The organism is Nonomuraea sp. NPDC048901, from assembly GCF_040649695.1.
GTDB lineage: Bacteria > Actinomycetota > Actinomycetes > Streptosporangiales > Streptosporangiaceae > Nonomuraea.
The window spans coordinates 362,420-385,394 of record NZ_JBEZFW010000007.1 but is presented as its reverse complement, the minus strand read 5'-3'; the positions used below and the strand labels follow the sequence as shown (position 1 = coordinate 385,394).

Here is a 22,975-nt window from a genome sequence, read left to right as displayed (position 1 = left end):
GGCACACTACGACGGGCTGGGTTCACGACCCGCACCTAGGGGAGGGTCAAAAGGCGCGGTAGTCGCGCACCGGCATTCTCGGCCCGCGCGCGGGCGGCCGCAGCCCGGTGAGGTAGATCAGGACCGTCGCCCGGTGCCGGTGGCCCATGTAGGGCTCCAGCAGCCGCATCATGCCAGGATCGTCGGTCTTCTCGCCGGTCAGCGTGTAGCCCACCAGCGTGGCCAGGTGGAAGTCGCCCACGCTCACAGCGTCGGGATCGCCGAAGGCCCGCTGACGCACCTCCGCCGACGTCCACACCCCGATGCCCGGCAGAGCCCGCAGCAACCGGTCGAGCTCCTCGCTGGTGGCGGCGGCCTCCAGCTTGGCGGCGTGCCAGGCCGCCGTGGCGATCGTCCTGGCCCGCACGGCCTCGGCACCGGCCCGATGCCAGTGCCAGGACGGCACCTCCCGCCACACGCCCGTCTCGGGCACGACCCGCATCCCGTCGGGCGCGGGTCCCGGAGCGGGCTCCCCATAGCGGTTCAGCAACCACCGCCAGGCCCGCCACGCCTCACGCCCGACGACCTTCTGCTCAAGTACGGCAGGCACCAGGGCCTCCATGACCCGGCCCGTCCTGCCGATGCGCAACCCCGCGTGCTTCCTGGCCACGTCCTCCAGCACGGCGTGTCGCACGCTGAACCCCGAGGCGTCGTCATCGGCCCCGAGCAGGGCGGGCAACGCCTCGAGCAGCCACGCGGCGCCCGGCCCCCATGCCTGCCCGCACACGCTCCCCGCCCGCACGCTCACCCGCAGGGTGCCAGGGCCGTCGGGGGTTCGGGAGGTGCGCCACACGGCACCGTCGTGCGTGGTGCGCCAGGTGGGATCGCCGGTGCCGCGCCGGTGCGGGCCCAGCACAAGGCCCAGGTCCAGCACACGCCCAGGCTCCCACCACCGCTCCATCACCCCTACAGTCTGCCGTCCCCGTACGCCTCCGGGCGCCGGTGGCCCTTGTCAGGGGCGCGCGTATCGGCGGCCGGCCATGTGCGGGTTCAGCGGGCGTATTCCTGGAGGCCCCCAGCCCTGTATGGCGGGTGGCGGGTGCCCACCGCTTGCCGTACAGGAAGAAAAAAGGGTTTAGACGTCGCTTGAATAGCGAACAGCGCGCTCAGGAAGCTCGATGCCAGGCCAAATGCGTACACCTGCCTGGAGTTCGTTGCCCGGGCCCACCACCGCGCCGTCGCCGATCACCGCGTCGCACACCACCGCGCCCGCGCACACCCGCGCCCCCCGGCCCACCACCGAGTCCGTCACGGACGCGCCCGCGTGGATCACGCAGTCGTCGGCCAGCACGCTGCCCAGCACCGAGGCGCCCGCCTCGACCACGACGCGCGCCCCCACCGTCGAGCCGCCCTGCACCTTGGCCTCCGGCGAGACCACGGCCCCGTCGAGCGCCAGGTATTCGCCGGTCGGGCCGGGCAGCGCGGGCGAGGCCAGCCGGCCGAGCACCAGGTCGCGCGAGCCGCGGACGAACGCGGCGGGCGTGCCGACGTCGAGCCAGTAGGTGCGGTCGGCGTAGCCCAGCACGAGCTCGCCCGACTCGATGAGCCCCGGGAAGGTCTGTCGCTCGACGGACACGACCTCGCCCCTGGGGATCTGGTCGATGACCGAGCGGGTGAACACGTAGCAGCCCGCGTTGATGCGGTTGGTCACCGGGTTGGGCGTCTTCTCCAGGAAGTCGGTCACCCGCCCGTCGTCGTCGGTGGGCACGCAGCCGAACCGGGTCGGATCGTCGACCTCCGTCAGATGGAGCGTTACAGCAGCGGAACGGTCCACATGGGTGCGAACCTGGTCGCCTATGTCGTGGCCGGACAGGATGTCGCCGTTGAGTATGAGCACGGGATCGCCAGGACCCGAGGTGAGCGCCTCGGCGGCGTTGCGGATCGCGCCGCCGGTGCCGAGCGGCGTCTCCTCGGTCATGTATTCGAGCGAGAGCCCGAACGCCTCCCCGTCACCGAAGACGGGCTCGAACATCGAGGCTTTGTAGGAGGTCGCGAAGACGATCCGGCGCACCCCGAAGGATCGGGCACGGGCCAGTTGATGTGCCAGGAACGGCACTCCGGCGGTGGGAAGCAGCGGCTTGGGCGTGCCCAGTGTCAGCGGACGCAGGCGCGTGCCCTGCCCTCCGACCAGGAGGATCGCCTCAAGGTCTGGCAAAGAGCTCTCCATCACTCGGTGAGGTTATCCAACTATTCGATCGCGCGCTGGTAGGAGCTGAGATGCGCCTCCACGGACGCCTCCCAGGTGAACTCGCGGGCTCTGGCCAGACCCGCCTCGCGTAGCTGCAGCCGCCGCTCGGTGGAGGCGAGCAGCTGGCCCAGCTCTCTGGCGATGCTGTCGGCGTCGGGCTCGGTGTAGGCGACCGCGTCGCCGCCCACCTCGGGCAGCGAGGTGCGGTGGGTGGTGAGCACCGGCGCGCCGCAGGCCATCGCCTCCAGCACGGGCAGCCCGAACCCCTCGCCGCGCGACGGGAACGCCACCACGACCGCCCCGCCGAGGAACCCCGGCAGGTCCGGGATGCTCAGGTAGCCCGGCCGCACCACCTTGACGGTGGCCTCGACCTCCCGGCAGGCCTCGTCGACGTCGTCCTCGTGGACCCCGCCGCCGAGCACCAGCGCGGGCGGGTGGTCCAGGCTCTTGACGGCCATGGCGAAGCCGCGGATCAGGTTGGGCACGTTCTTGCGCGGGTCGAGCGCGCCGAGGAAGGCCACGTACGGCTGGCCGTGCAGGCCGCACCTGGTGACCGCGCGGAGCATCTCGGCGTCGCTCGGCGGGTGGAAGACCCGCTGGTCCACGCCGTGGTAGGCGACGTCGATGCGGGTCGGATCGGCGGCGAGCACGCGGATCAGCTCGTCCCTGGTCGCCTTGGACGGCACGATGACGCGGGTGGCGTGACGTACGGAGGTGCGGGTGGCGGACCTGAAGAACGAGGCCCGGACCGGGCTGTGCTGGTCGGGCTCGGTGAACCAGGTGACGTCGTGCACGGTCACCACCGTGGGCAGGCCCGCGCGGATCGGCATCGAGTAGTAGGGGGCGTGGATGACCTGCGCCCCCGCCTGGCGGGCGAGCAGCGGCACTCCGGTCTGCTCCCAGGCGAGCCTGGCCGCCCGGTTGGTGATGGCGACGGGGCCAGGCATGATCCGGGCCGAGGGCGCGAGCCGCCCATAGCGGTCGGCGTCGGCGCGCTGGCAGACCACCGCGAGGTCGGCACCCGCCCGGTCGAGACCGGCGACGAGCCCGTCCACGTATCTGATCAACGCCCCACGGTCCGCGGGGACCGCCGCGGCGTCGACGAGCACTCGAGGCATTACGAAGATCTTCTCCCCTCAAGATCAACGTGGGACCTTTCGCCCCCCTCTACGGTTCAGCTTATGACCACTGAGCCCCAAATCGTGGTCCAAATCACACCGAGTCGCGCCGAGCTGCGATTCCCGCCATACCCGCGCAGATCAGGTCGCCAATGATGATGACGATCCGCGATGAAAGAGCCACGGCGATGGCCGGCCCGGCGGGCATCACCGGCGACAGCACGCCCACCATGACCACTTCCCGCACACCGGCACCGGCGGGAACGACGAACGACATGATGCCCAGGGACCACGACAGGGCGAAGGCGCCGATGGCGAAGAGCAGGCCGCTCTGCGGCACGATGAAGTAGAGGTGCACGCCGTAGGAGATCCAGCCGGCCAGGGCCCAGCCGAGCGCGGTGAGCATGCCGCGCCGGGTCAGCCGGCGTTCGAGGGGCTCGCGCTTGAGCTTACGCAGCCCGAACCCGATCAGCCCGTTGATCACCTTGGGCTCCAGCAGCACCAGCAGCACGGGGACGAGGAGCAGCAGCCAGCCGAACCGGTCCCAGCCGAGCATGGCCAGCGTGACGAGCAGGCCGCTGGCCAGCTGGATCGGCATCATCAGGAAGAACGCCGCCGCGCTGCGCGGGCGGGGCACGCCGAGGTCGCGGCCCATCTCCATTTGGGCCAGGACCGGCCAGACCGCGCCGGGGATGTACTTGCCGAGCTGGCCGACGAAGAACACCTTGGCGGCGGGGCGCAGGGGCAGCGGCGAGCCGAGGTCGGCCAGCAGGGTGCGCCAGGTCATCATGGCGCACAGCAGCGCGGCCACCACCCCGACCAGGGAGGCGGCGAGCAGCGGCCAGCTCAGCCGGGCGAACCCGGCGACCACGGCGTCCCACTGCGACGCCACGGCCCACCCGCCGAACCCGAGGGCGACCAGCAGGAACCCGAACCGCACGGCCTTCCGCAAGCCGGGCGCCTTGCCGGATGTGCCGGGCTTGATGGTGCTCACAGCGGGCGGACCCGCTCGGGCGGCTGCGGGAGGTCGGCGCCCGCCGGGCGCCGGGGCGTCTTCGTCGCCACCCACAGGTAGGTGGGCACGATCGGCAGGAGCAGGCGCAGCACCGCGCGCGGGGTGCGCGCCAGCACGGTTCGCACCACGCGGCCCAGCGCGCCGGGGAACAGCTCGGACCCGGCGAACCGCGTCGGCGTGGCCAGCACCGGGAAGGTGTAGTCCCACACGTGGAAGGCCCGCAGCATCCGGCGTAGCCCGCGCCGGGTGCGGTAGCGCTCGTAGTAGTGGTCGGCGCGGCCGAAGGCGCGCACGTAGCGGTCGGCGAGCGCGGGCGGCAGGTAGGACAGGAAGGGCAGCTTGTAGTGCGGCTCCATGACGCCGAGCCGGTTGCCCAGCCCCAGGTAGAGCACGCCGTCGTCGGACAGCACCCGGTGCATCTCGGCGACCACGGCGTCAGGGTCGACCACGTGCTCGTAGATGTGGTTGAACACCAGCACGTCGAGCGACCCGTCGGGGAACGGCAGCGCGGTGCCGTCGCCGCAGACGAACGCCACCCGCTCACCGAACCGGTCGGCCGCCTTGCGCAGCCCGGGCACGTCGATGTCGATGCCCAGCGTGTGCTCGGCCCCGGCGCCGGCCAGCTCGTCGGCGATGAACCCGGCCGAGCAGCCGACGTCGCCGACGGTCAGCCCGCCGAGCGGGCCGTGGAAGTGCTCCACCACCGCGATGATCTTGGCGGCCTTGCGCCGGCGTTTCTCCTCGTCAAGCATCGCCGACTGGAACTCGGAGTACTCCAACTGCGCGACCCGTTCCTTACCCACGCCGCCCAACAGTACCCGCGTACGAGAGGCGCCGAACGATCGAAGACCCGATCGTCTGGCTATCCGTGACCGCCCCCGGTTAGCCTTGGCCAATGCTCCGCCGCCTGCTGCGCGTCGTCCTGGCGCTGGTCGCGCTCGGTTTCCTCGGCTACGGACTGGCCAGGAACTGGGGTGAGACCACCGCGGCCGTGACCGCGCTGTCGCCGTGGGCGGTGCTCGGGGCGTTCGCCGCGGTGCTGGCCGGGCAGTTCTGCATGCTGCTCGCCTGGCGTGGAGTGCTGGCCGGGCTCGGGTCGCCGCTGCCGTTGCCGGTGGCCGGGCGGATCATGTTCGTGGGCCAGCTCGGCAAGTACATCCCCGGCTCTGTGTGGGCGTACGCGGCGATGATGGAGCTCGGCCGCGACCACGGCAGCCCGCCGCGCCGGACGTTCGCCTGCATCTCGCTGTCCCTGGTGATCAACCTGGGGGTCGCGCTGTCGATCGCCGCCGCGACGCTGGCGACGCAACAGGCCGTGCGCCAGGCATGGTACCTCCTGCTGCTGGTCCCCGTGATCATCGTGTGCCTGCATCCCAAGGTGCTCACCTGGGGTCTCAACCTGGCCCTGCGTCTGGCGCGCAAGGAGCCGCTCGAAAGCGTGCTGCCCGGCCGTACCGTGCTGGTCGCGGTGGGCTGGACCGCTTTGGGCTGGTTCGTGTACGGCCTGCACACCTGGCTGCTGTCGGGCAGGTGGGACCTCTACGTGGTGGCGACCGGGGCCTACGCGTTCGCCTGGGCCACCGGGCTGCTGACGTTCGTCGTGCCCGCCGGGGTCGGGGTGCGCGAGGGCGCCATGATCCTCGTGCTCTCGCCGCTGCTCGGCACCGGCCCGGCCTACGCGGTGGCGGTGGTGTCGCGGGTGGCGTTCACCCTGGGCGACGCCGTCGCCGCGGGCATCGCCTTCCTGCTGGGCCGTCAGGCGTCGAGGAGCACCGCGGAGTACGACGACCAGAACGGCTCCGGGTCGACCGCCTTGACGCCCGACCGCAACCGCTCGGGCTCGCCCGGGGCGTAGAACCGCTTGATCGCCCCGTGGAGCGCCTCGACGTCGTCCGGCTCGACCAGCAGCCCGTCGACGCCGTCCGTGATGTGGTCGGCGAGCGCGCCGACGCGGGTGGCGATCACCGGCACGCCGTGCTCGTGCCCGAGCCAGACGTTCTGGCTGGCGGTCGCGTTGCGGTAGGGCAGGACGAGCGCGTCCGCCGCGGCGAACAGCTTCGGCACGTCCTCGGCGGCCACGTAACCGGGCCGGAGCTCCACCCGGTCGCCGATGCCCAGCTCACCGATCAACGCCTGGGTCCCGTCGAGCCCGCCCCAGAACTCACCCGCCACGGTCAGCCCGACCCCCTCCGGCAGGGCGCGCAGCAGCAGGTCGAGCCCCTTGTACGGCCGGACGATGCCGAAGAACAGCAGCCGCCCGTGCACCTCGGCGGAACGCTCCCCGGTCGTGGACGGCAGATGCGGCGGCAGCCCGGCCACGCTGACAGGCTTGCCGGTCAGGGACGCCGCCAGCTCCGCCTGCTGGTCGGAGTGGGTGAGCACGGCGTCGACCCGGTTGAGCAGCGCCTTCATCAGCGGCCGGTCGTAGGGCTTGCGCTCGTGCGGCAGCACGTTGTGGCACAGGGCGACGGTCCTGGCCTTGCCGCCCAGGCCGTACAGGATGCCGAGGTAGGCCGGCACCTGCACCGGGCTCAGGACGGCCAGGATCACCAGGTCGGCCGAGCGCAGCCGGCGCCCGCACGCCACCCAGCCGCCGGGATTGCGCCAGTCGAGCCGGCGCAGCGTCTTGGGGAAGGGGGTGCCCTCGGGCGCCGAGATCGTCTGCTGCCCCGGATAGAGGAAGGCCGGGTATTGCGCCCGCCATGACTCGATCACCACGTCGTGGCCGAGTGCCGTCAGCCGGTGCGCCAGCTCGGTGGTGTGCTGCGCCCCGCCCCCTTTGTAGGGATAGGTGGGGCCGACGATGGCGATGCGCACGCTATTCGCCCCGCGAGCGCACGATCAGGTCGGCCAGCAGCGCCACGGACCCGATGAGCAGTCCCGACAGGAAGATCATGACGGTGTTGGCCGGGAAGTAGAACGGATGCTGGATCATGTCCCAGATCCCCTTGACGAACCCGATCGCCACCAGCCACAACGCGGGCGGCATGAGCACCTTGAGCGGGTTGAAGTACATGATCATCCGCAGCACCTGCAGGATGTAGCGGTAGGCGTCGGAGACGAAGCTGAACTTCGACTTGCCCGCCCGCTTGGCGTAGCCGATCGGCATGTAGTAGACGTCGTGCTGGTTCGACAGGAACGACAGCGTGATCGTCGTGACGCAGGAGAACCCGGGCGGCAGCAGCCGCAGATAGGGCTTGGCCACCGACTTGCGGAACGCGCGCAGCCCGGAGTTGAGGTCGGGGATCTTCTGCCCGGCGAGCTGCTCGGCCACCTTGCGGATCACCCACTTGGCCGGGACGCGCAGCAGCTTGTGCGACCCCTCCTCGCTGGTGCGGGCGCCGACCACCTGGTCGACGGTCGTGTCCTTCTCCAGGATCTGGACCAGCTCGGGGATGCGCTCGTTGGGGTAGGTCATGTCCGCGTCGGTCCAGACGACGATCTCGCCCCTGGCCTCCTGCGTGCCGATGCGGCGCACGGTGCCCGACCCGCCGTTGCGGTGGAAGGCGCGGATCCGCAGGTGCTCGAACCGGGGCGCGGCCTCCTGCAGCCTGGCCAGCGTCTCGTCGGTGGAGCAGTCGTCGACCGCCACCAGCTCGTAGGTGTAGCCGCTGGAGTCCATCGCCTTGGTGATGCGCTCGACCTCGTCGATGACGTGATCCTGCTCGTTGTAACAGGGCAGGACGATCGTGACGTATGGCGCTTCTTCCACGGCGTTTCCACTCTGGGGGGTCTCAGACGTGCTCACGTGCGTCGAGGGTACTCTGCCCAGCAGGGAGAAAAGTCCACACACAGGTCAGGCAACGGCCATCCACACGCTGATCCCGAACCCCCAGGTGCCGTTCGGCGCGTCGATGAGCGAGCGCTCGTCCTGCCGCGACACCAGGGCCATGACCTGCGTCTTCGGACCGTACGGGGCGACCTGGCCCGCTTCGGCGGCCAGCAGGACCGGGACGCGTCCGACGGCGCGGACGCGCTCGATCAGGCGGCGCACGTCTTCTTCCTTTGCCGTATTCTTCCCGGCCTCCACCAGAACCTGGGCCGTCGGGCGGTCGCACATGCCCCGGACGACCTGGGTGAACCGGTTGGCCGTCACCCGCTCGATGATCAGCACCGAGGCGTTCGGCGGGATCTTGGCGCACATCGCCTCGACGGCCGCTCGCTCGCCCCGCTCCACCGGGGTGAACGCGGTCCCGATCGAGGTGATGGCCGGTGGCACCAGGATGAGCAGGGCGCCCACGACGGCGATCCACCGGCCGTACCCACGCATGGGCGCCCGGGTGCGCACCCACTCCAGCCCCCACACCGCCAGCAGGATCATCCCGGGGATCACCACCGGGACCAGCCGGCGCGCGGCCCACGGATGGTCGGGGGTGATCTCCGGGCGCAGCAGCGTGGTCACCGTGGTCCAGCCGATGACGGCCAGCGGCAGCAGCCACTCGGCCGGGGTGCCGTTCCTGAGCAGCCGCCGCACCAGCACCGCCGCGGCGAGCGTGGCCAGGACGATCACGGGGATGCCGACGTACCAGCTCACCCAGTGCAGGGACAGCTCCGAGTACAGCCGGGTGCCGTCGACGGGCAGGCCGTTGGCCTTCTGCGTCTGTCTGATGAACTCGGAGGTGAGCCGGTCTTCCTGCGTCGTGGCCACCCGTCGCACGGTCTGCAGCCACGGCCTCACGGCCAGTCCCACCATGACCAGGACGACCAGCGCGGCTCCCACGTTCGGAAGCCACCTGGGCAGCCGGATGCGGGCCAGCCGGGGCGCGGCGAGCGCGCCCGCCAGGGTGAGCAGGAGAACGGCGGCGCAGATGGCCAGCAGCGGATTGACCGACTTGGACAGATGGGACATATACGGCCGCGCCAGCACGTACGCCGCCAGCAGCCCCAACCCCGCACCGGTCGCGAGCCCGGCCAGGAGCGGCAACCCGAGCGCCCCCTGGGGCCTGCCGAGGCGCCGCCAGGCGATCAGCGCCCCGGCGAACGCCAGGACCGGCAGCACGTCACGCAGCCCGTCGATCCTGACCAGCACGGCCAGCCCGAACACCAGCCCGCCCAGCCCCGCCGCCCAGCCCCGCGACCTGTCCTCCCGCGACAGAGCGTCGTGGACCAGCGCCAGGCCGCCGAACAGCAGCACCAGCGAGGGGATCTCGCTGAAGGTGGTCCGCGAGGTGTAGAGGATCGGCAGGCTCACCGCGAAGGCCAGCGCCGCCACCGGCGCCCAGCGTCCACCGGCGAGCCGGCCCACCACCCCCGCCAGCGTGAGCACGGCCAGCGCCCCCAGCACGGCCGGTGTCAGCAGCATGGCGCCGAGCCCGCCGAGCCAGTCACCCGCGGCGAACAGCAGCGGCGGTCCCGGCATGAACTGCGGCACCACCGCCCCGTCCGCGGGGTAGAACCCGATGCTGTCGAACTTGAGCGCCGGATCGGGCCCGCCGAACGCCTCCACCTGCGGGGTGATCGGCAGCGAGCCGTGCCGGGCCAGCCAGATGGCGTACTGCGCGTACGTGGCGGGGTCACGCCTGACGATCAACTGCTCGGTGTGCGTGATCGCGTTGAACACACCCGACCCCACCGCGACGGCGACGACCGCGCCGACCTGCCGCCCGGTCGCCTCGACGACCTTCAGCGGCCCGCGAACGGCGAAGCGGCACAGCAGCCCGATCACCACCACGCCGAGCACCAGCGCGGGCACCGGCTGGTACCAGCCCGCCAGCAGCAGCGGAAGCGCGGCGAGCAGCCAGCCGGCCACGATCAGGGCAGGCAGGATCGAGACCACGGCGAGCACCCGGCCCGCCGACGGCCTGCGCGTCCGGTCCGGCCAGGCGATTCTCATCGGTGATCGCGAGCGTATCCAACGCGCGGGCCCCGCGACGCAGCCACGGGCCTTCGGCGCGTCAGGTGCGTCTGGTGAGCGCGGTGGGACTCCGCCGCACGTCCGGTGTGGGCGCCGGTTACGCGAGATCGTCAGAAACGCGGGTAGCGTACGCGACGTGCCGGTGAAACGGGAGCGGGAGAACGTACAGGTGGAGGAGGCGACGCCCGTCGGCGCCCCCGCCCGGACGGCCTCGCTGGTGCGGCGGCACGGCTGGTTCCTGGCGATCCTGACCCTGGGCACCGCGCTGCGGGTGATCACGATGCTGGGCTACCGCCCGGCCCTGTGGTTCCCCGACTCCTACACCTACATCGTCACCGTCTTCCATCCGCGCCCCGACCTGGTGCGTCCGGCCGGTTACTCGGCCTTCATGAAGGCGCTCGAACCGTTCCACTCGTTCGGCGCGGTCACCGCCGCGCAGCACCTGCTCGGCCTGGCGACCGGCGTGCTGGTCTACTGGTGCGCGCGCCGGGCGCCCAGGTGGGCGGCGACGCTGGCCACGGTGCCGGTGCTGCTGGACGCCTACCAGATCGAGCTGGAGCACCTGCTCGTCTCCGACACGCTCTTCATGTTCCTGATCGTCGCCGCGGTCGCGCTCACCCTGGCCGACCGGTCCGTGGTGGTCGCCGTCGGGCTGCTGCTGGCCGCCGCCACGCTCACCAGGACCGTCGGCCAGCCGCTGATCGTCGTCGTGGCGGCCTGGTTCCTGCTGCGCAGGCGGGTGGGGCCGGCCGGGGTGGTGGTCGTGGCCGCGCTGGCGCCGATCCTCGCGTACGGGGGCTGGTTCTACGCCACCTACCACCGCGTCGGCATCGTCGGGGCGAACGGCGCGTTCCTGTACGCCCGGACGATGTCGTTCGCCGACTGCGCCAAGATGGACCCTCCACCGGATCTCAAGGTGCTCTGCGACCCCCGGCCGCCCGATCAGCGGCCACCCTCGCAGGAGTACATCTGGGCCAAGGACTCTCCGCTCGTCGCGCTGCCCGACATCACCTTCACCCAGCAGACCGACGAGCTGGCGGCCAGGTTCGCCTCGCTGGCCATCCGCAAGCAGCCGCTCGACTACGCCGCCTCCGTGCTGTCGGAGCTGGGCCGTTCGTTCGTCTGGGGCCGCCCGGTCTACCCCGACCACGAGATCTACGACTACTACGAGTTCCCCGCCACCTCGCCGCCGCCGCCCGGCCGGTGGGCCGCGCAGCTGGGCGTCGACCTGGGCAAGCGCTACGAGCAGGGGCCGATCGGCACCGAGGTCGTCGAGCCGTACGCGGGCTGGATGCGCGCCTACCAGGACGTGGCCCGGCTGCCGGGGACCGTGTTGCTGGCCGTCCTGCTCGTCCCGCCCGCCCTGGCAATCGGGCGGCGACGCTCCAGGCTCGTGAGGGGGATCTATGAGCCGCCCGCGTGGCTGCTGCCCTGGTCGACGTCGGTACTTCTGCTGGTGATGCCCGCCGCGGTGGCCGAGTTCGACTACCGGTACGTCCTGCCGGCCGTACCCCTGGCCTGCCTGGCGGCGGCCCTGACCACCCGCCTCGACCTGGGCAAATCCTAAGAGTTTGCCCAGGATATTCCACGATATGTCCAGCTCTGAGTATGCTTTTGCCCGGTAACATCACGCCTGAGTCACGGTCGATTCTCTTGGTCATGGCTGCGGGCACGCCGTCCGTGACCTAGTCTCGTGGCGCAGAACGACCGAGCCGACCGGACTGGGCGAGGGGGCGCATGAGTGACCATTGGAGCGTGTCCGTGGAGGACCGCAGGGTCGCCTCTACACAGCCCGGCAGCCGGATGTCGCGCCGGGCGGCGGCGTCGAACCCTCCTCCGCCGCCACCCGAGGATTTGCCGCCCCGCGGCCACCGCGGCGGCGGTAACGGCGGCGGCAACAAGATGCGCGTGCTGGCCTGGATCAGCATCGCGACCACCTCGCTCATGGTCGCCGGCGCGCTGACCGGATACACGCTCTACCGCGACGCCTTCAGCAACATCAACCAAAAGGGCTTCAAGGAAGACATCCTCACCCCCCGGCCTCCGGACACCGGCGCGCTCAACGTGCTGCTGGTCGGCTCCGACACCCGTGCGGGCAAGGGCAACGCGAAATACGGCCAGAAGCTCGCCAGGACGGCCGACGCCGGCGGCAAGCGCACGGACACGATCATCCTGATGCACATCTCGCCCAACCGGGACCAGGCGCGGCTCATCAGCTTCCCGCGTGACTCGATGGTGCAGATCCCCAGGTGCAAGAACGACACCACGAAGCAAGAGATGCCGTCCCGCCGCGACATGATCAACTCGGCGTACAGCTCGGGCGGGGTCGCCTGCACGATGTCCACGCTGGAGACCCTCACCGGCATCCGCATCGACCACTACGTCGAGGTCGATTTCAGCGGCTTCAAGGCCATCGTCGACGCCCTCGACGGCATCGAGATCTGCCTCCAGAACGGCGTCGACGACAAGAACTCCCACCTGAAGCTGCCCCCGGGCAAGAGCCTGCTGAACGGCGAGCAGGCGCTGGGCTACGTCCGGCTGCGCCACTACGGTGACGGCAGCGACATCCAGCGGATCAAGCGTCAGCAGATCTTCCTGAGCAAGGTCGTGCAGAAGGCCACCAGCAGCCAGCTCCTCACCGACATCGGCAAGCTCACGAGCTTCATCAAGGCCACGGCCAAGTCGGTGACGATGGACCCGGAGCTGGCCAACGACACCGCTCAGCTCATCGACATCGCCAAGAGCGCGCAGAAGATGACGGCGGGCGGGGTCAAGTTCACCACGATCCCGTGGCAGCCGGACCCCGAGGACAAGAACCGGGTGGTCTGGAAGCAGCCCGACGCCAACGACCTGTTCAACGCGATCAAGAGCGACGTCGAGCTGCCCGAGGCCGCGGCGACGACCAGCACCACCAAGCCCAAGATCAACGTAAAGCCGGAGCAGGTCCAGGTCCAGGTGCTCAACGGCACGACGACGCAGGGCAAGGCCCGCGAGGTCGCCGACCTACTGAGCAAGGAGGGCTTCAAGGTCACGGGTGTGGGCAACTACCTGGCCGCCGACGGCAAGAGTCAGGCCAACACCCAGGTCCGCTACGCCAAGAAGGCGGCCGACGGCACCGCGTACAGCGACGTGCTGATCAAGGCGATGCAGCCCAAGCCGGCCCCGACGGCGGGCAAGCTCAAGCCGACCACCACCGACGTCTACACCCCTCCGGTGCCCGTGCCCTCGTCGACCCCGGCCACGGCGAACCCGCCCGTGATCCAGCTGATCATCGGCGAGGACTTCAAGTCGGTCAAGGTCACCAAACTCCCCGACAGCGTCACCAACAGCACGATCTCCGCGGACAAGCAGAAGAACGTCTGTACCTGACCTCCAAGTTCCCTGTGTAACCGGGTGTTCTCGCACCGCTAGTGAGACAGGAGCCTCGCGGCCGGGATAATGTGTTGCGGTCGGCGACGCGGGTTCGCCCCACGCGATCAAGGACGCGTGCCGCGTGCTGCCTGTCGCGTTCCCCCGACCCCGAGTGAAGCTGAGCGACTCCGTAGTGTCTGACACGAAGCACTCCCCACCGACCACGACTCCCCAGGGCCCCGGTGACGCCGATGAGGCCACCGGTCCCGCGAGCACAGGAGCTCAGTGGCCGCTGCCGGAGGAGGCTTTCTGGAGTGAGAAGACGGATCCGCACGGCACCACTCCGCCCGAGGCGGGGCAAAAGGAGCCCGAGCCGGAGCCGTCACCTGAGCCCGAGGCACCCAGACGGAAGCGCGACCCTTATCTGGACAACGTCAAGTTCGTCCTGATCGCGTTCGTGATCGTCGGCCACTCGCTGGTGCCGACGCTCAACACCGACTCCGCCAGGTCGCTCTACATCTTCATCTACACCTTCCACATGCCGCTGTTCGTGCTCATCAGTGGCTACCTGTCCAGAAATTTCTGGAACTCCAACGCGAAGACCAACAAACTGGTCGACACGTTCGTCGTGCCGTACGTGATCGTGGAGGTCGGCTACGCGCTGGTCCGGCTTGGTCTGGGGCAGAAGTGGAGCCTCACGATCATCGACCCCGCGTGGATCAACTGGTATCTGCTGGCGCTGCTGTTCTGGCGACTGTCCACACCCGTGTGGAAGCGGATGAAGCACCCGATCCCGGTGGCGATCGCGATCTACCTGTTCGCCGGGTTCTCGCAGATCTCCGGTGACTTCAGCATGGACCGGTTCTTCGGCCTGATGCCGTTCTTCGTCATCGGGCTCGTGATGCAGCCCGAGCACTTCGAGCTGCTCGACCGCCGGTGGATCAAGATCGTCTCGGTGTTCGTGGTGCTCGGCGCCGCCGCGGTGTCGATCTTCATCGCACCCAAGGCGCCGCTCAAGCCCTTCTACTACAAGCACAGCTTCCAGGACATGGACCTGTCCTGGTGGATGGGCCTCGGCGTACGCGCCGGGCTGCTGATCTGCGGGCTGGCCATGAGCTATGCCGTCCTGTCGCTGGTGCCCAGGCGTGAGACGTGGTTCACCGATCTCGGCACCCGCACCCTCTATTGCTACCTGCTCCACGGCATCCCCGTCCTCATCGCCAAGGACCAGGGATGGCTGGAGCTGCCCTGGCTGCACGGCCCGCTCGGGGTGCTGGCGATCAGTGCGAGCTGTTTCGCCCTGGCCATCGTGCTGTGCCTCCCCGAGACGCGCACCGTGTTCAAGTGGGTTCTCGAACCCCGCCTAACCTGGCTATACCGCCGCCCTTCAGGAAGTTAAGCGGCAATTCCCCCTGCATTTACGCCGTTGACCGGGTGACCGCGCAGCATCGTCCGCATGCGGGTTTGCGTCGCCACCACCGTCCACCATCCCGAGGACGCCCGGATCATGCACAGGCAGCTCCGGGCGCTGCTCGACGCGGGCCACGAGGTGACCTACGTCGCGCCCTTCACCTATTACAACGTGACGCCCGCGATGGGCGTCACCGCGATCGACGTGCCGCGCAATGCCGGCTACGGCCGGGCGCGGGCAGCGCTCCGGCGCGGCCTCAAGCGCGCCGACCTGCTGATGGTGCACGACCACCGGCTGCTGCACGCCCTGCCCTTCCACCACCCGCCCATTGTCTGGGATGTACGGGAGCAGGTCACCGCCAGGCAGATGGCCCGGGCCGAGAGGCGTCACCACGTGATCACCTCCGCCGTGGTGCCGGAAGCCACCCTGGTGTCGGCGGAGCCTCCACCTCCCAGTGACACCAGGGTGGTGCACATCGGGCGCCTGTCCGCCGAGCGCGGCGTCTCCGAGCTCATCGGGCTGGCCGAGCGACTCGTCCCGCACGGCATCCGGATGGACCTGATCGGCGCCAGTGACCGTGAGATCCGGCCGCTGCTGCGGGACGCGCAGCGGGTCGGGCTGCTCGACTGGTTCGGGTACGTCCCGAACCGCCATGCCCTGCGCATGGCCGAGGGCGCCCTGGCCGGCCTGGCCCTGTCGGAGGAAACCGGTCCGAGGACGCCGACCAAGATCCTCGACTACATGGGCCGGGGGCTCCCGGTGATCACCACGCCGCATGGCTCGATGGCCGAGCGCGTCGGGTGCGGGCTCGTGGTGCCGCTCGACGTGGACGCGCTCGTATACGCCGTACTCGATCTCAAGGAGGACCCCGCGCGGCGGGCGGCGCTGGGGGCGCGCGGCCACGCGGAGGCCCGCCTACGGCACCACTGGCCCGATCACGCGGCGGAGTTCGTGACCAGGATGGAGAGGTGGGCCGGGGTCAGCATGCCCGCCCACTCCCTGGCCGTCTAGGAGGCAGGCCGGGATGACAGTTCCCGGCTGGTCGGGCCCCGGCCCGTGAGCTCTTCAACCGCCGCGTCACGCCAGGCTTGGGGGCAAACCGGGGGTGACGGTCAGACCGGTGGCGCCGCGACGCCGGGCACGAACATGTGGGTTGCGGCCCAGCTGGCCAGCAGGCGGAGCTTGTCCTCGGAGTCGCTGCCGGGTTCGGTGCCGTAGGCCACCAGGGTGAGGTCGTCGGCGGCCAGCGCGAGGGATTCGTAGGTGAGATGGAGGTCGCCTACGACGGGGTGGTGGAAGGGTTTGGCGCCCTTGTGGTGCTGGCGGACGTCGTGGTGGGCCCAGCGGGCGCGGAAGTCGTCGCTGCGGGTGGACAGCTCGCCGATGAGATCGGTGAGGGTCTTGTCGTAGGGGTCGCGGCCGGCCTGGGTGTGCAGGAGGGCGACGGTGTCGTTGGCGGCGCGTTCCCAGTCACCCCAGAACTGGTGGGATCGGGCGTCGAGGAAGATGAACCGGGCGTGGTTGGGGGTGGCGCCGCGGGCGGCTTCGATCATGGGGGCGTACAGGGCGCGGCCGAGCAGGTTGGTGGCCAGGACGTCGCCACGGCCGTTCATGACGAAGGCCGGTGCCTCGGTCATGGCGTCCAGCAGCCGCTGCACATTGGGCCGCACGGTGTGCGGGGCGGGGCGGCGCCGGCGGCGCGGGCCGGGTCCGGCGGTGCGGGCCAGGTCCTCCAGGTGGGTGCGTTCTTCGTCGTTGAATCGCAGGGCGCGGGCCAGGGCGTCCAGGACACTGCCGGAGACCCCGGACAGATCGCCGCGTTCCAGGCGGGAGTAGTACTCCACGCTCACCCCGGCCAGCTGGGCGACCTCGGCGCGGCGCAGGCCGGGCACCCGCCGCCTGCCGGAGGACGGCAGCCCGGCCTTCTGCGGGCTGATCCTGGCCCGGCGGGAGGTCAGGAACTCACGGATCTCGCTGCGGTTGTCCACTTTTCCAGGTTAGGCGGCCTTCCCCCAGGGAGGGGTGCCCTGTCATTACACCTTTAGCCAGTGCCTTCCACCCTGCCTGACCAGCGCTTTTGATGGGTAGTGGCTGATGCCTGAAACGGAGGGCCCGGCCAGGCTCGCGACGGCTTCGAGCCGCGCCCGCCCGCAGGGGGCCGACCGTTTCGAGCCGTCCCCACCTGCGGGAGGCCGGCCGTTTCGAGCCGCGCCCGCCCCAGGGGCGGGTTGGCCGTGCGGACAGAGCATCTGCGAAAAGAGCAATCTGCGAAAAGAGAATCTGAAGGAGTGAAGGTTATGCGTGGTGTGGTGATGCACGCTCCCGGCGACGTTCGAGTGCAGGACCTGGACGACCCGCGGATCATCGAACCGACCGACGCGATCATCCGCGTCACGGCGACCTGCGTGTGCGGGTCGGACCTGTGGCCCTATCGCGGCGTCGAGGAGGTCCACGAGCAGCCCATGGGCCACGAGTACGTCGGCGTGGTCGAACAGGTCGGCAGCGAGGTCAAGACCGTCAAGCCCGGCCAGTTCGTCGTGGGCACGTTCGTCGCCGCCGACGGCACCTGCGAGATCTGCCGCTGGGGCTACCCCTCTTCCTGCGTCCACCGGGTGTTCGTCGGCCAGGTCGGCACTCAGTCCGAGCGCGCCAGGATCCCCTGGGCCGACGGCACCCTGGTGGCCACTCCCGGCGCCCCCGGACCCGACCTGATCCCCAGCCTGCTGGCCGCCTCCGACGTCCTGGGCACCGGCTGGTTCGGGGCGGTGGGAGCCGAGGCCGGCCCCGGCAAGACGGTCGCGGTCGTCGGCGACGGCGCGGTCGGCCTGCTGGCCGTGCTGGCGGCCAAGCAGCTGGGCGCCGAGCGGATCATCGCCATGAGCCGCCACGAGGCGCGCCAGAAGCTGGCCATCGAGTTCGGCGCCACTGACATCGTCACCGAGCGCGGTGACGAGGGTGTGGCGAAGATCAAGGAACTGACCGGCGGGCTGGGCGCGCACTCGGTCGTCGAGGCGGTCGGCACCCAGGAATCGATGCGGCAGGCCATCGGCTCCGCCCGCCCGGGTGGTCACGTCTGCTTCGTGGGCGTCAACCACGACGTCAACCTCAGCGGTGAGGACCTCTTCTTCGCCCAAGTGCACCTGCTCGGCGGGCCGGCCCCGGTGCACCGGTTCCTGCCCGAGCTGATCCAGCTGATCTGGGACCGGAAGATCGACCCCGGCAAGGTCTTCGACCTCCAGCTGCCCTTGGAAGAGGCCGCCGACGCCTACAAGGCGATGGACGAGCGACGCGCCATCAAGGTGCTCCTGACCGTCTGACCCCGGCCAAGACCGGTCTGCTGTCTGATCACTCTGCGGTGGAACCACTCGGCGCGTCGACTGCTGATGGCGCGTTGCCGCGCAGGATGAACGCGATCGTGTCGCCCAGGCTCCGCTCGATCTGCTCGGCCGGAATCGCGCCGCTCACCGCCACCGTGCCGAAGCCCTGCAGCGTGGCGGTGACCGGCAGGCTGACGCGATCCACCGGCCCCGCGCGGACCTCGCCCCGGCGCTGTCCGTGCTCGATCAGCTCCATGGTCAGGGTCTCCAGGCGCTGCTTGGCCGCGATCAGCTGCTCGGAGGCGGCGGTGTCGTGCTTGACGGAGTACATCAGGTCGAGGAGGGCCGCGTTGGCGGTGGCGAAGCCCACGTAGGCGCCCGCGATGGCGGCCAGCCGGTCGGCGAAGGAGTCGTCGGCCCGTTCCAGTGCCCCGGTCATCGCGGTCGCCAGCCGCTCGTGCCCCTCCAGCGCCAGCGCGTCCAGCAGGGCCTGCTTGCTGGTGAAATGGCGGCTCGGCGCGGCCGGACTGACCCCGGCCTCACGGGCCAGCTCGCGTAGTGACAGCGCCCCCGGCCCCTTCGCAGCCAGCGTCTGCTCGGCGCGGGTCAGCAGTGCGGCGCGGAGGTCTCCGTGGTGGTAAGGCCGGGTCTTCATGCTCTTCAGCCTAGCCCTGAGTGAGCGGCGTTCACATTGTTATCACTGCATACATTGGGGTGTGGCGAAGACATCCGGCTGGAACGCGCTGCCTCCGTCTAGGGCCGTTCGAGGTCGTAGGTGACGTCCGCCAGGCGGATCGTCTGGACCAGCGGGTCCTCGATGATCTTCCGCAGCTCGCCGATCGTGGCCAGCGAGTCCACATAGGCGTAGGCCAGACCGTCGTTCGCGGCTTTGCGGAGGCGGGCCAGGCTCAGGTCGAAGTCGTGCAGGTTGTCGTCGTCGTAGTCCTTGAGGATGCCCACCCAGCGGCGGAAATTCGCGAGGTCCATCTTGATCGCCTCGTCGGGCAGGATCTGGTGATCCTTCTTGGTCGTCAGTTCGGGCATCGGGGCTCTGTCCCACGTCGTCATCCCGCCCCACGTGATGGGAATCGAACTGGGGCGCCGCTCATACACCACCTTGTCGACGGAGCCCCGGTATCTGGCGGTGAAGGCGCTGAGTTCATCGGCGGTAAGTGGCTTGGCGAATTCGATCACGGCCAGCGCATTGAGCCGCTCGGGCAGCCTGGCGAGGACCTTGCGGCTGTCGTCCTTGCGCTGGCTACCGGTGCTCACGTTGGCCAGGGCTCTGCTGAGGGTGGTGTTGGCGCCGTTGCCGAGCGGCAGCCTGCCCACGTGGCCGAAGAAGTCCTGGGTGATGATGTGCTCCGCGCCTCCGTAGCCGGCGACGAACCCGCCGGTGGCCCGCACCGGGTTGACGGAAACGGTGAACGACATCGACAGCGGCGTGGTGGCGCCCGTTTCCCGGACCTCGATGTCATAGCCGGGGTTGTAGATCTTGAAGGCGGTGCCGAGCACGTCCGTCATGCGCATTTCCCGGTCGCCGCGCCGCTGGATCAGGCTGGAGCCGACCGTCGCCACCAGGACGAGCACGACCAGCGCCGCCAGGACCATCGTGGCCGTACGCGTGAGGCCCCGCCGCACGGCCCGGCGGGTCGCCTTCCGGTCGAAGTCGGGCATGGGCAGCAGATCTTCGTCAGTCATGGGGAACTCCGTAGATATCGGCGAAGGCGGCTCTGGCCCGCCACACGGCGGTCTTGATCGTGGCGTGCTTCTTGCCGGTCATCGCGGCCACCTCGACCAGCGAGAAGCCCTCGAAGTAGACCAGGGCGAGGAGCCTGCGGTGCTGCTCGGGCAGCCTCTCCAGGGCGTCGCGCACGGCCAGCGACTCGGCGTGCAGCGCGGGCACGCCGAGCTCGTCGGGGTCGGGCAGGGCCAGCTCGCGGCGGTGGCGCCGGACATGGTCGACCAGGACGTTGCGGGCGATGGTGAGCAGCCAGGCGGCCGCGTTCTCGCCGCGCCAGCCGAGCAGCGCCCGGGTCGCCTTGACGAATGTCTCCTGGGCCAGGTCTTCCGCGAGGTGGGGGTCACGGGTGCGGCGTAACAGGAACCCGCACACGAGCGCCCAGTGCTCTCGGTACAGCTCCTCGATGATGATGCCCTCCGCGTTCTTGCGATTGTCACAACAGAGCAGACGCGATCGGGGCAGGAATGGTCACACGGCTTTCCGGTTGATGTACTGGACTCATGTCTTCGCATCTGATCCAGGGCCGCACGGTGAGCATGCCCGTCCAGGTGAGAGACGCCACGGTCTGCAGCGTCATGTATCCCGTACGGGCCGACGCCGCCAGGGCGGTGATCGCCTACTCGGGGCTGGACGTGGCCGAGGTGTTCCCGGGCAAGGCCATCTGCGTGCTGGTGTTCGTCGATTACCGGGAGAGCGATCTGGACGCCTACCACGAGGTAGGCGTGGCGTTCCTGGTGCGTCCGCCGGGCGTGGCGCAATCGGTCGGGCTGGGCGATCTGCGGCGGGCCGGGGTGTTCATCCACTGGCTACCGGTCGATCAGGAGTTCACCTTGGACGCGGGCCGCCGCATCTGGGGCTTTCCGAAGGAGCTGGCCGACATCGACCTGCGGCTCGACTCGGCGTACAAACGCTGCGTCCTGCGCAGGGACGGGCGGCTGGTGCTCGACCTGCTGCTCAGACCGGGCCTGCCCGCGCCGGGCGCGGGCGCGCTGGTGCCGCTGGACGCCTTCACGCATCGGGAGGGCGTGACGCGGCGCGTCCCGTGGTCGGTGACGGCCCGGGGCGTCCGCGTACGGCCCGGCGGCGCGCTGATCCGCCTGGGCAACCACCCGATCGCCAAGGAGCTGAGCGAGCTCGGCCTGCCGAAGCGCCCCCTGCTCACCACCACGGTCGCCCACGCCGCCATGACCTTCGGCGACGCGATGGCCATCTAGGCCCGGGCGCTCCACCGTCCGTCGACGCGGCTGATCCGCACCGGGTGGTCGAAGCACTTGCTCACCAGGTCGGTGGTCAGCACCTCGTCCACCGGCCCCGACGCCATGCACTCGCCCTCCCGCAGCAGCAGCGCGTGGGTGGTGCTGGCGGGCAACTCCTCCAGATGGTGGGTCACCAGTACGGTGGCCAGCGCCGGGTGCTCCCGGCGCAGCACGTCAAGGCTGGCGAGCAGTTGCTCTCGGGCGGCCAGGTCCAGCCCCGTGGCGGGCTCGTCGAGCAGCAGCAGCCGCGGCCTGGGCATGAGAGCGCGCGCGATCAGCGCCCGGCCCCGCTCGCCCTGGGACAGGTAGGGCCAGTGTGCCTCGGCCTTGCGCGCCATCCCCATCATCCCGATCAGCCGCAGGGCCTGCTCCTCCTGCTCGGCGGTGGGCTGCCAGCGAGGGACGAGCTCGATGGTGTTGGTGGCCCCGGTCAGCACGAGGTCGCGCACCCTGAGATTGGACTCCAGCGAATGGCGTGGATTGACGTGTCCCAGGAAGGAGCGGAGCTCGCGCATGTCGACCCGGCCGAGCCGATGCCCCAGGACCTCGACAACACCTCGCGTGGGGTGCTTCACCGCCCCCAGGAGGTCGAGCAGCGTGCTCTTCCCGGCCCCATTGGGCCCCAGCAGGGCCCAATGCTCGCCCGGCCCGACCGTCAGAGAGATCGAGCGCAATAGAGAGGTGCCATCACGCACCACATCAACCTCGACGGCACGCAGAACGGGCCCACCGGCAACAGGATCCATCTACGCAGGCTATCAACAGTCATCAGATGTCTGAGGACTGACCGGTCCTCAGACGATCGGCGGGCGGCCCAGCTTCACCATGCGCCACGCGGTACGCCAGGCCATCGGGCGGCGCTCGCCGGCCGGTGTCCGCAGTCCCTCGAAGAACCCGGTGAACCACGCCTTGATCGCCACCCCGGATCGGCGCTCCCTGATCAGCGTCAGCACCACCCAGTCGAGCAGGTAGAGCGCCGCCAGCGGCCACGGCAGGTTGCGCCGCGCCAGCCAGACCCGGTTGCGCGCGTTGAGCCGATAGAACTCGGCGTGGCGCGTCGGCGGGACCTGCGGGTGGTACATGACCGTCTCGGCGTCGTACTCGATCCGGTAGCCCTCACCCAGCAGCCGCCAGGCCAGGTCGGTCTCCTCGTGAGCGTAGAAGAACTGCTCCGGCAGGCCGCCCACCTGGAGGAAGGCCGAGCGGCGGATCGCCGAGGCGCCCCCGAGGAAGGTGGTGACCGGCGAGGATCGTTCGGGGTCGCCCGCGCGCAGGCGCGGGACGTGGCGCCGCTGGCCGATGCCGCCTTCGGGGTCCATCACCCGGAAGGAGATGACCGCGAGGTCGGGCTCGGTGGCGAAGCGGTCACGGACGTGGGAGACGACCTTCTGGTTGGCGTACCAGCCGTCGTCGTCGAGGAACAGCACGACATCACCGGAGCACTCCTCGACGCCGCGGTTGCGGCCGGCCGGGATGCCGGTGTTGCGTTCGAGCCGGACCGTCTTCACGGTCGCGGACGAGCCCACGGGTGGCGTCGCCGACACCTCGGGCACGTCGGCGCCGTTGCCCACGATCACCACCTCGACGTCGCCGTCGATCTGGTGCAGCGCGGACTCGACCGCCCGGTTCAGCTCCGCGACCCGGTTGCCCATGGTGAGGATGACGCACGAGATCTTCAACGG

Annotated in this window: 21 protein-coding genes; 7 read left to right on the top strand and 14 right to left on the bottom strand. The window is 70.1% G+C overall.

Annotated features, from left to right (window positions below; translation table 11 throughout):
- Positions 1-46: 46 nt before the first annotated feature.
- The 5 genes from AB0C30_RS26415 to AB0C30_RS26395 all read right to left on the bottom strand — a co-directional run bounded on the left by AB0C30_RS26415 (position 47) and on the right by AB0C30_RS26395 (position 5,163).
- A complete protein-coding gene (locus AB0C30_RS26415) occupies positions 47-913 on the bottom strand; it encodes a DNA-3-methyladenine glycosylase 2 family protein (protein ID WP_357949010.1) in 867 nt (288 codons plus the stop codon).
- A gap of 201 nt (positions 914-1,114) precedes the next feature.
- A complete protein-coding gene (locus tag AB0C30_RS26410; protein ID WP_357949007.1) occupies positions 1,115-2,206 on the bottom strand; it encodes an NDP-sugar synthase in 1,092 nt (363 codons plus the stop codon).
- Between the two features lie 20 nt (positions 2,207-2,226).
- Entirely contained in the window at positions 2,227-3,345 is a 1,119-nt protein-coding gene (locus AB0C30_RS26405) for a glycosyltransferase family 1 protein (RefSeq protein ID WP_357949005.1), read from the bottom strand.
- Positions 3,346-3,439: 94 nt separating this feature from the next.
- Positions 3,440-4,339 (bottom strand): lysylphosphatidylglycerol synthase transmembrane domain-containing protein, encoded by a 900-nt coding sequence (locus AB0C30_RS26400; RefSeq protein ID WP_357949002.1) that lies wholly within the window; start codon positions 4,337-4,339, stop codon positions 3,440-3,442.
- On the bottom strand, positions 4,336-5,163 hold the full coding sequence (locus tag AB0C30_RS26395) for a class I SAM-dependent methyltransferase (RefSeq protein WP_357948999.1): 828 nt from the start codon (positions 5,161-5,163) through the stop codon (positions 4,336-4,338). Before AB0C30_RS26395 ends, AB0C30_RS26400 begins: the two co-directional genes overlap by 4 nt.
- A gap of 92 nt (positions 5,164-5,255) precedes the next feature.
- Here AB0C30_RS26395 and AB0C30_RS26390 point away from each other — a divergent pair, with 92 nt between their 5' ends.
- Positions 5,256-6,215: a lysylphosphatidylglycerol synthase transmembrane domain-containing protein gene (locus AB0C30_RS26390; RefSeq protein ID WP_357948997.1), complete on the top strand. Its 960-nt coding sequence runs from the start codon at positions 5,256-5,258 to the stop codon at positions 6,213-6,215.
- Here AB0C30_RS26390 and AB0C30_RS26385 read toward each other — a convergent pair.
- The 3 genes from AB0C30_RS26385 to AB0C30_RS26375 all read right to left on the bottom strand — a co-directional run bounded on the left by AB0C30_RS26385 (position 6,116) and on the right by AB0C30_RS26375 (position 10,193).
- Positions 6,116-7,177 carry a glycosyltransferase family 4 protein gene (locus AB0C30_RS26385; RefSeq protein ID WP_357948995.1) on the bottom strand — a complete coding sequence of 354 codons (1,062 nt, stop codon included), beginning with the start codon at positions 7,175-7,177 and terminating at the stop codon, positions 6,116-6,118. The two genes, AB0C30_RS26390 and AB0C30_RS26385, sit on opposite strands and share 100 nt — an antisense overlap.
- 1 nt (position 7,178) lies before the next feature.
- Complete coding sequence (locus tag AB0C30_RS26380) at positions 7,179-8,072, bottom strand: glycosyltransferase family 2 protein (protein WP_357948993.1); 894 nt, start codon at positions 8,070-8,072, stop codon at positions 7,179-7,181.
- Positions 8,073-8,156: 84 nt separating this feature from the next.
- Positions 8,157-10,193, bottom strand: a complete 2,037-nt coding sequence (locus AB0C30_RS26375) for a hypothetical protein (RefSeq protein ID WP_357948990.1) — start codon at positions 10,191-10,193, stop codon at positions 8,157-8,159.
- 157 nt (positions 10,194-10,350) lie between these two features.
- Between AB0C30_RS26375 and AB0C30_RS26370 the strand changes: the two genes are divergently transcribed.
- The 4 genes from AB0C30_RS26370 (at position 10,351) to AB0C30_RS26355 (ending at position 15,987) form a co-directional block, all read left to right on the top strand.
- A complete protein-coding gene (locus AB0C30_RS26370; RefSeq protein ID WP_357948987.1) occupies positions 10,351-11,781 on the top strand; it encodes a hypothetical protein in 1,431 nt (476 codons plus the stop codon).
- Between the two features lie 170 nt (positions 11,782-11,951).
- Positions 11,952-13,583 carry an LCP family protein gene (locus AB0C30_RS26365; RefSeq protein WP_357948984.1) on the top strand — a complete coding sequence of 544 codons (1,632 nt, stop codon included), beginning with the start codon at positions 11,952-11,954 and terminating at the stop codon, positions 13,581-13,583.
- Between the two features lie 175 nt (positions 13,584-13,758).
- Positions 13,759-14,964 carry an acyltransferase family protein gene (locus AB0C30_RS26360; RefSeq protein WP_357948981.1) on the top strand — a complete coding sequence of 402 codons (1,206 nt, stop codon included), beginning with the start codon at positions 13,759-13,761 and terminating at the stop codon, positions 14,962-14,964.
- Between the two features lie 57 nt (positions 14,965-15,021).
- Complete coding sequence (locus tag AB0C30_RS26355) at positions 15,022-15,987, top strand: glycosyltransferase (RefSeq protein WP_357948978.1); 966 nt, start codon at positions 15,022-15,024, stop codon at positions 15,985-15,987.
- Positions 15,988-16,088: 101 nt separating this feature from the next.
- Here AB0C30_RS26355 and AB0C30_RS26350 read toward each other — a convergent pair whose 3' ends face one another.
- Positions 16,089-16,964 carry a helix-turn-helix transcriptional regulator gene (locus AB0C30_RS26350; RefSeq protein WP_357948975.1) on the bottom strand — a complete coding sequence of 292 codons (876 nt, stop codon included), beginning with the start codon at positions 16,962-16,964 and terminating at the stop codon, positions 16,089-16,091.
- A 309-nt stretch (positions 16,965-17,273) separates the two neighbouring features.
- Between AB0C30_RS26350 and AB0C30_RS26345 the strand changes: the two genes are divergently transcribed.
- Positions 17,274-18,293: a zinc-dependent alcohol dehydrogenase family protein gene (locus AB0C30_RS26345; RefSeq protein ID WP_357948972.1), complete on the top strand. Its 1,020-nt coding sequence runs from the start codon at positions 17,274-17,276 to the stop codon at positions 18,291-18,293.
- Between the two features lie 28 nt (positions 18,294-18,321).
- On the opposite strand, the gene AB0C30_RS26340 is transcribed toward AB0C30_RS26345, so the two are convergent.
- The 3 genes from AB0C30_RS26340 to AB0C30_RS26330 all read right to left on the bottom strand — a co-directional run bounded on the left by AB0C30_RS26340 (position 18,322) and on the right by AB0C30_RS26330 (position 20,433).
- Entirely contained in the window at positions 18,322-18,948 is a 627-nt protein-coding gene (locus AB0C30_RS26340; RefSeq protein WP_357948969.1) for a TetR/AcrR family transcriptional regulator, read from the bottom strand.
- A gap of 98 nt (positions 18,949-19,046) precedes the next feature.
- Positions 19,047-19,994, bottom strand: coding sequence for a hypothetical protein (locus tag AB0C30_RS26335; protein ID WP_357948966.1), 948 nt, complete (start codon positions 19,992-19,994; stop codon positions 19,047-19,049).
- Positions 19,987-20,433, bottom strand: coding sequence for an RNA polymerase sigma factor (locus AB0C30_RS26330; RefSeq protein WP_357949494.1), 447 nt, complete (start codon positions 20,431-20,433; stop codon positions 19,987-19,989). The genes AB0C30_RS26335 and AB0C30_RS26330 overlap by 8 nt, the downstream gene beginning before the upstream one ends.
- 104 nt (positions 20,434-20,537) lie before the next feature.
- Between AB0C30_RS26330 and AB0C30_RS26325 the strand changes: the two genes are divergently transcribed.
- Positions 20,538-21,251: an acetoacetate decarboxylase family protein gene (locus AB0C30_RS26325; RefSeq protein ID WP_357948963.1), complete on the top strand. Its 714-nt coding sequence runs from the start codon at positions 20,538-20,540 to the stop codon at positions 21,249-21,251.
- On the opposite strand, the gene AB0C30_RS26320 is transcribed toward AB0C30_RS26325, so the two are convergent.
- A complete protein-coding gene (locus AB0C30_RS26320; RefSeq protein WP_357948960.1) occupies positions 21,248-22,039 on the bottom strand; it encodes an ATP-binding cassette domain-containing protein in 792 nt (263 codons plus the stop codon). The genes AB0C30_RS26325 and AB0C30_RS26320 overlap by 4 nt on opposite strands.
- A 48-nt stretch (positions 22,040-22,087) precedes the next feature.
- Positions 22,088-22,972 (bottom strand): glycosyltransferase, encoded by an 885-nt coding sequence (locus AB0C30_RS26315; protein WP_357949492.1) that lies wholly within the window; start codon positions 22,970-22,972, stop codon positions 22,088-22,090.
- Between the last annotated feature and the right edge of the window lie 3 nt (positions 22,973-22,975).

Excerpts from the sequence above, each read along its gene's own strand:
- AB0C30_RS26405 (WP_357949005.1), bottom strand. The coding sequence starts at position 3,345 with ATGCCTCGAGTGCTCGTCGACGCCGCGGCGGTCCCCGCGGACCGTGGG.
- AB0C30_RS26340 (WP_357948969.1), bottom strand. The coding sequence starts at position 18,948 with ATGAAGACCCGGCCTTACCACCACGGAGACCTCCGCGCCGCACTGCTG.
- AB0C30_RS26355 (WP_357948978.1), top strand. The coding sequence starts at position 15,022 with ATGCGGGTTTGCGTCGCCACCACCGTCCACCATCCCGAGGACGCCCGG.
- AB0C30_RS26375 (WP_357948990.1), bottom strand. The coding sequence starts at position 10,193 with ATGAGAATCGCCTGGCCGGACCGGACGCGCAGGCCGTCGGCGGGCCGG.
- AB0C30_RS26390 (WP_357948997.1), top strand. The coding sequence starts at position 5,256 with ATGCTCCGCCGCCTGCTGCGCGTCGTCCTGGCGCTGGTCGCGCTCGGT.
- AB0C30_RS26345 (WP_357948972.1), top strand. The coding sequence starts at position 17,274 with ATGCGTGGTGTGGTGATGCACGCTCCCGGCGACGTTCGAGTGCAGGAC.
- AB0C30_RS26325 (WP_357948963.1), top strand. The coding sequence starts at position 20,538 with ATGTCTTCGCATCTGATCCAGGGCCGCACGGTGAGCATGCCCGTCCAG.
- AB0C30_RS26320 (WP_357948960.1), bottom strand. The coding sequence starts at position 22,039 with ATGGATCCTGTTGCCGGTGGGCCCGTTCTGCGTGCCGTCGAGGTTGAT.
- AB0C30_RS26335 (WP_357948966.1), bottom strand. The coding sequence starts at position 19,994 with ATGACTGACGAAGATCTGCTGCCCATGCCCGACTTCGACCGGAAGGCG.
- AB0C30_RS26410 (WP_357949007.1), bottom strand. The coding sequence starts at position 2,206 with ATGGAGAGCTCTTTGCCAGACCTTGAGGCGATCCTCCTGGTCGGAGGG.
- AB0C30_RS26365 (WP_357948984.1), top strand. The coding sequence starts at position 11,952 with ATGAGTGACCATTGGAGCGTGTCCGTGGAGGACCGCAGGGTCGCCTCT.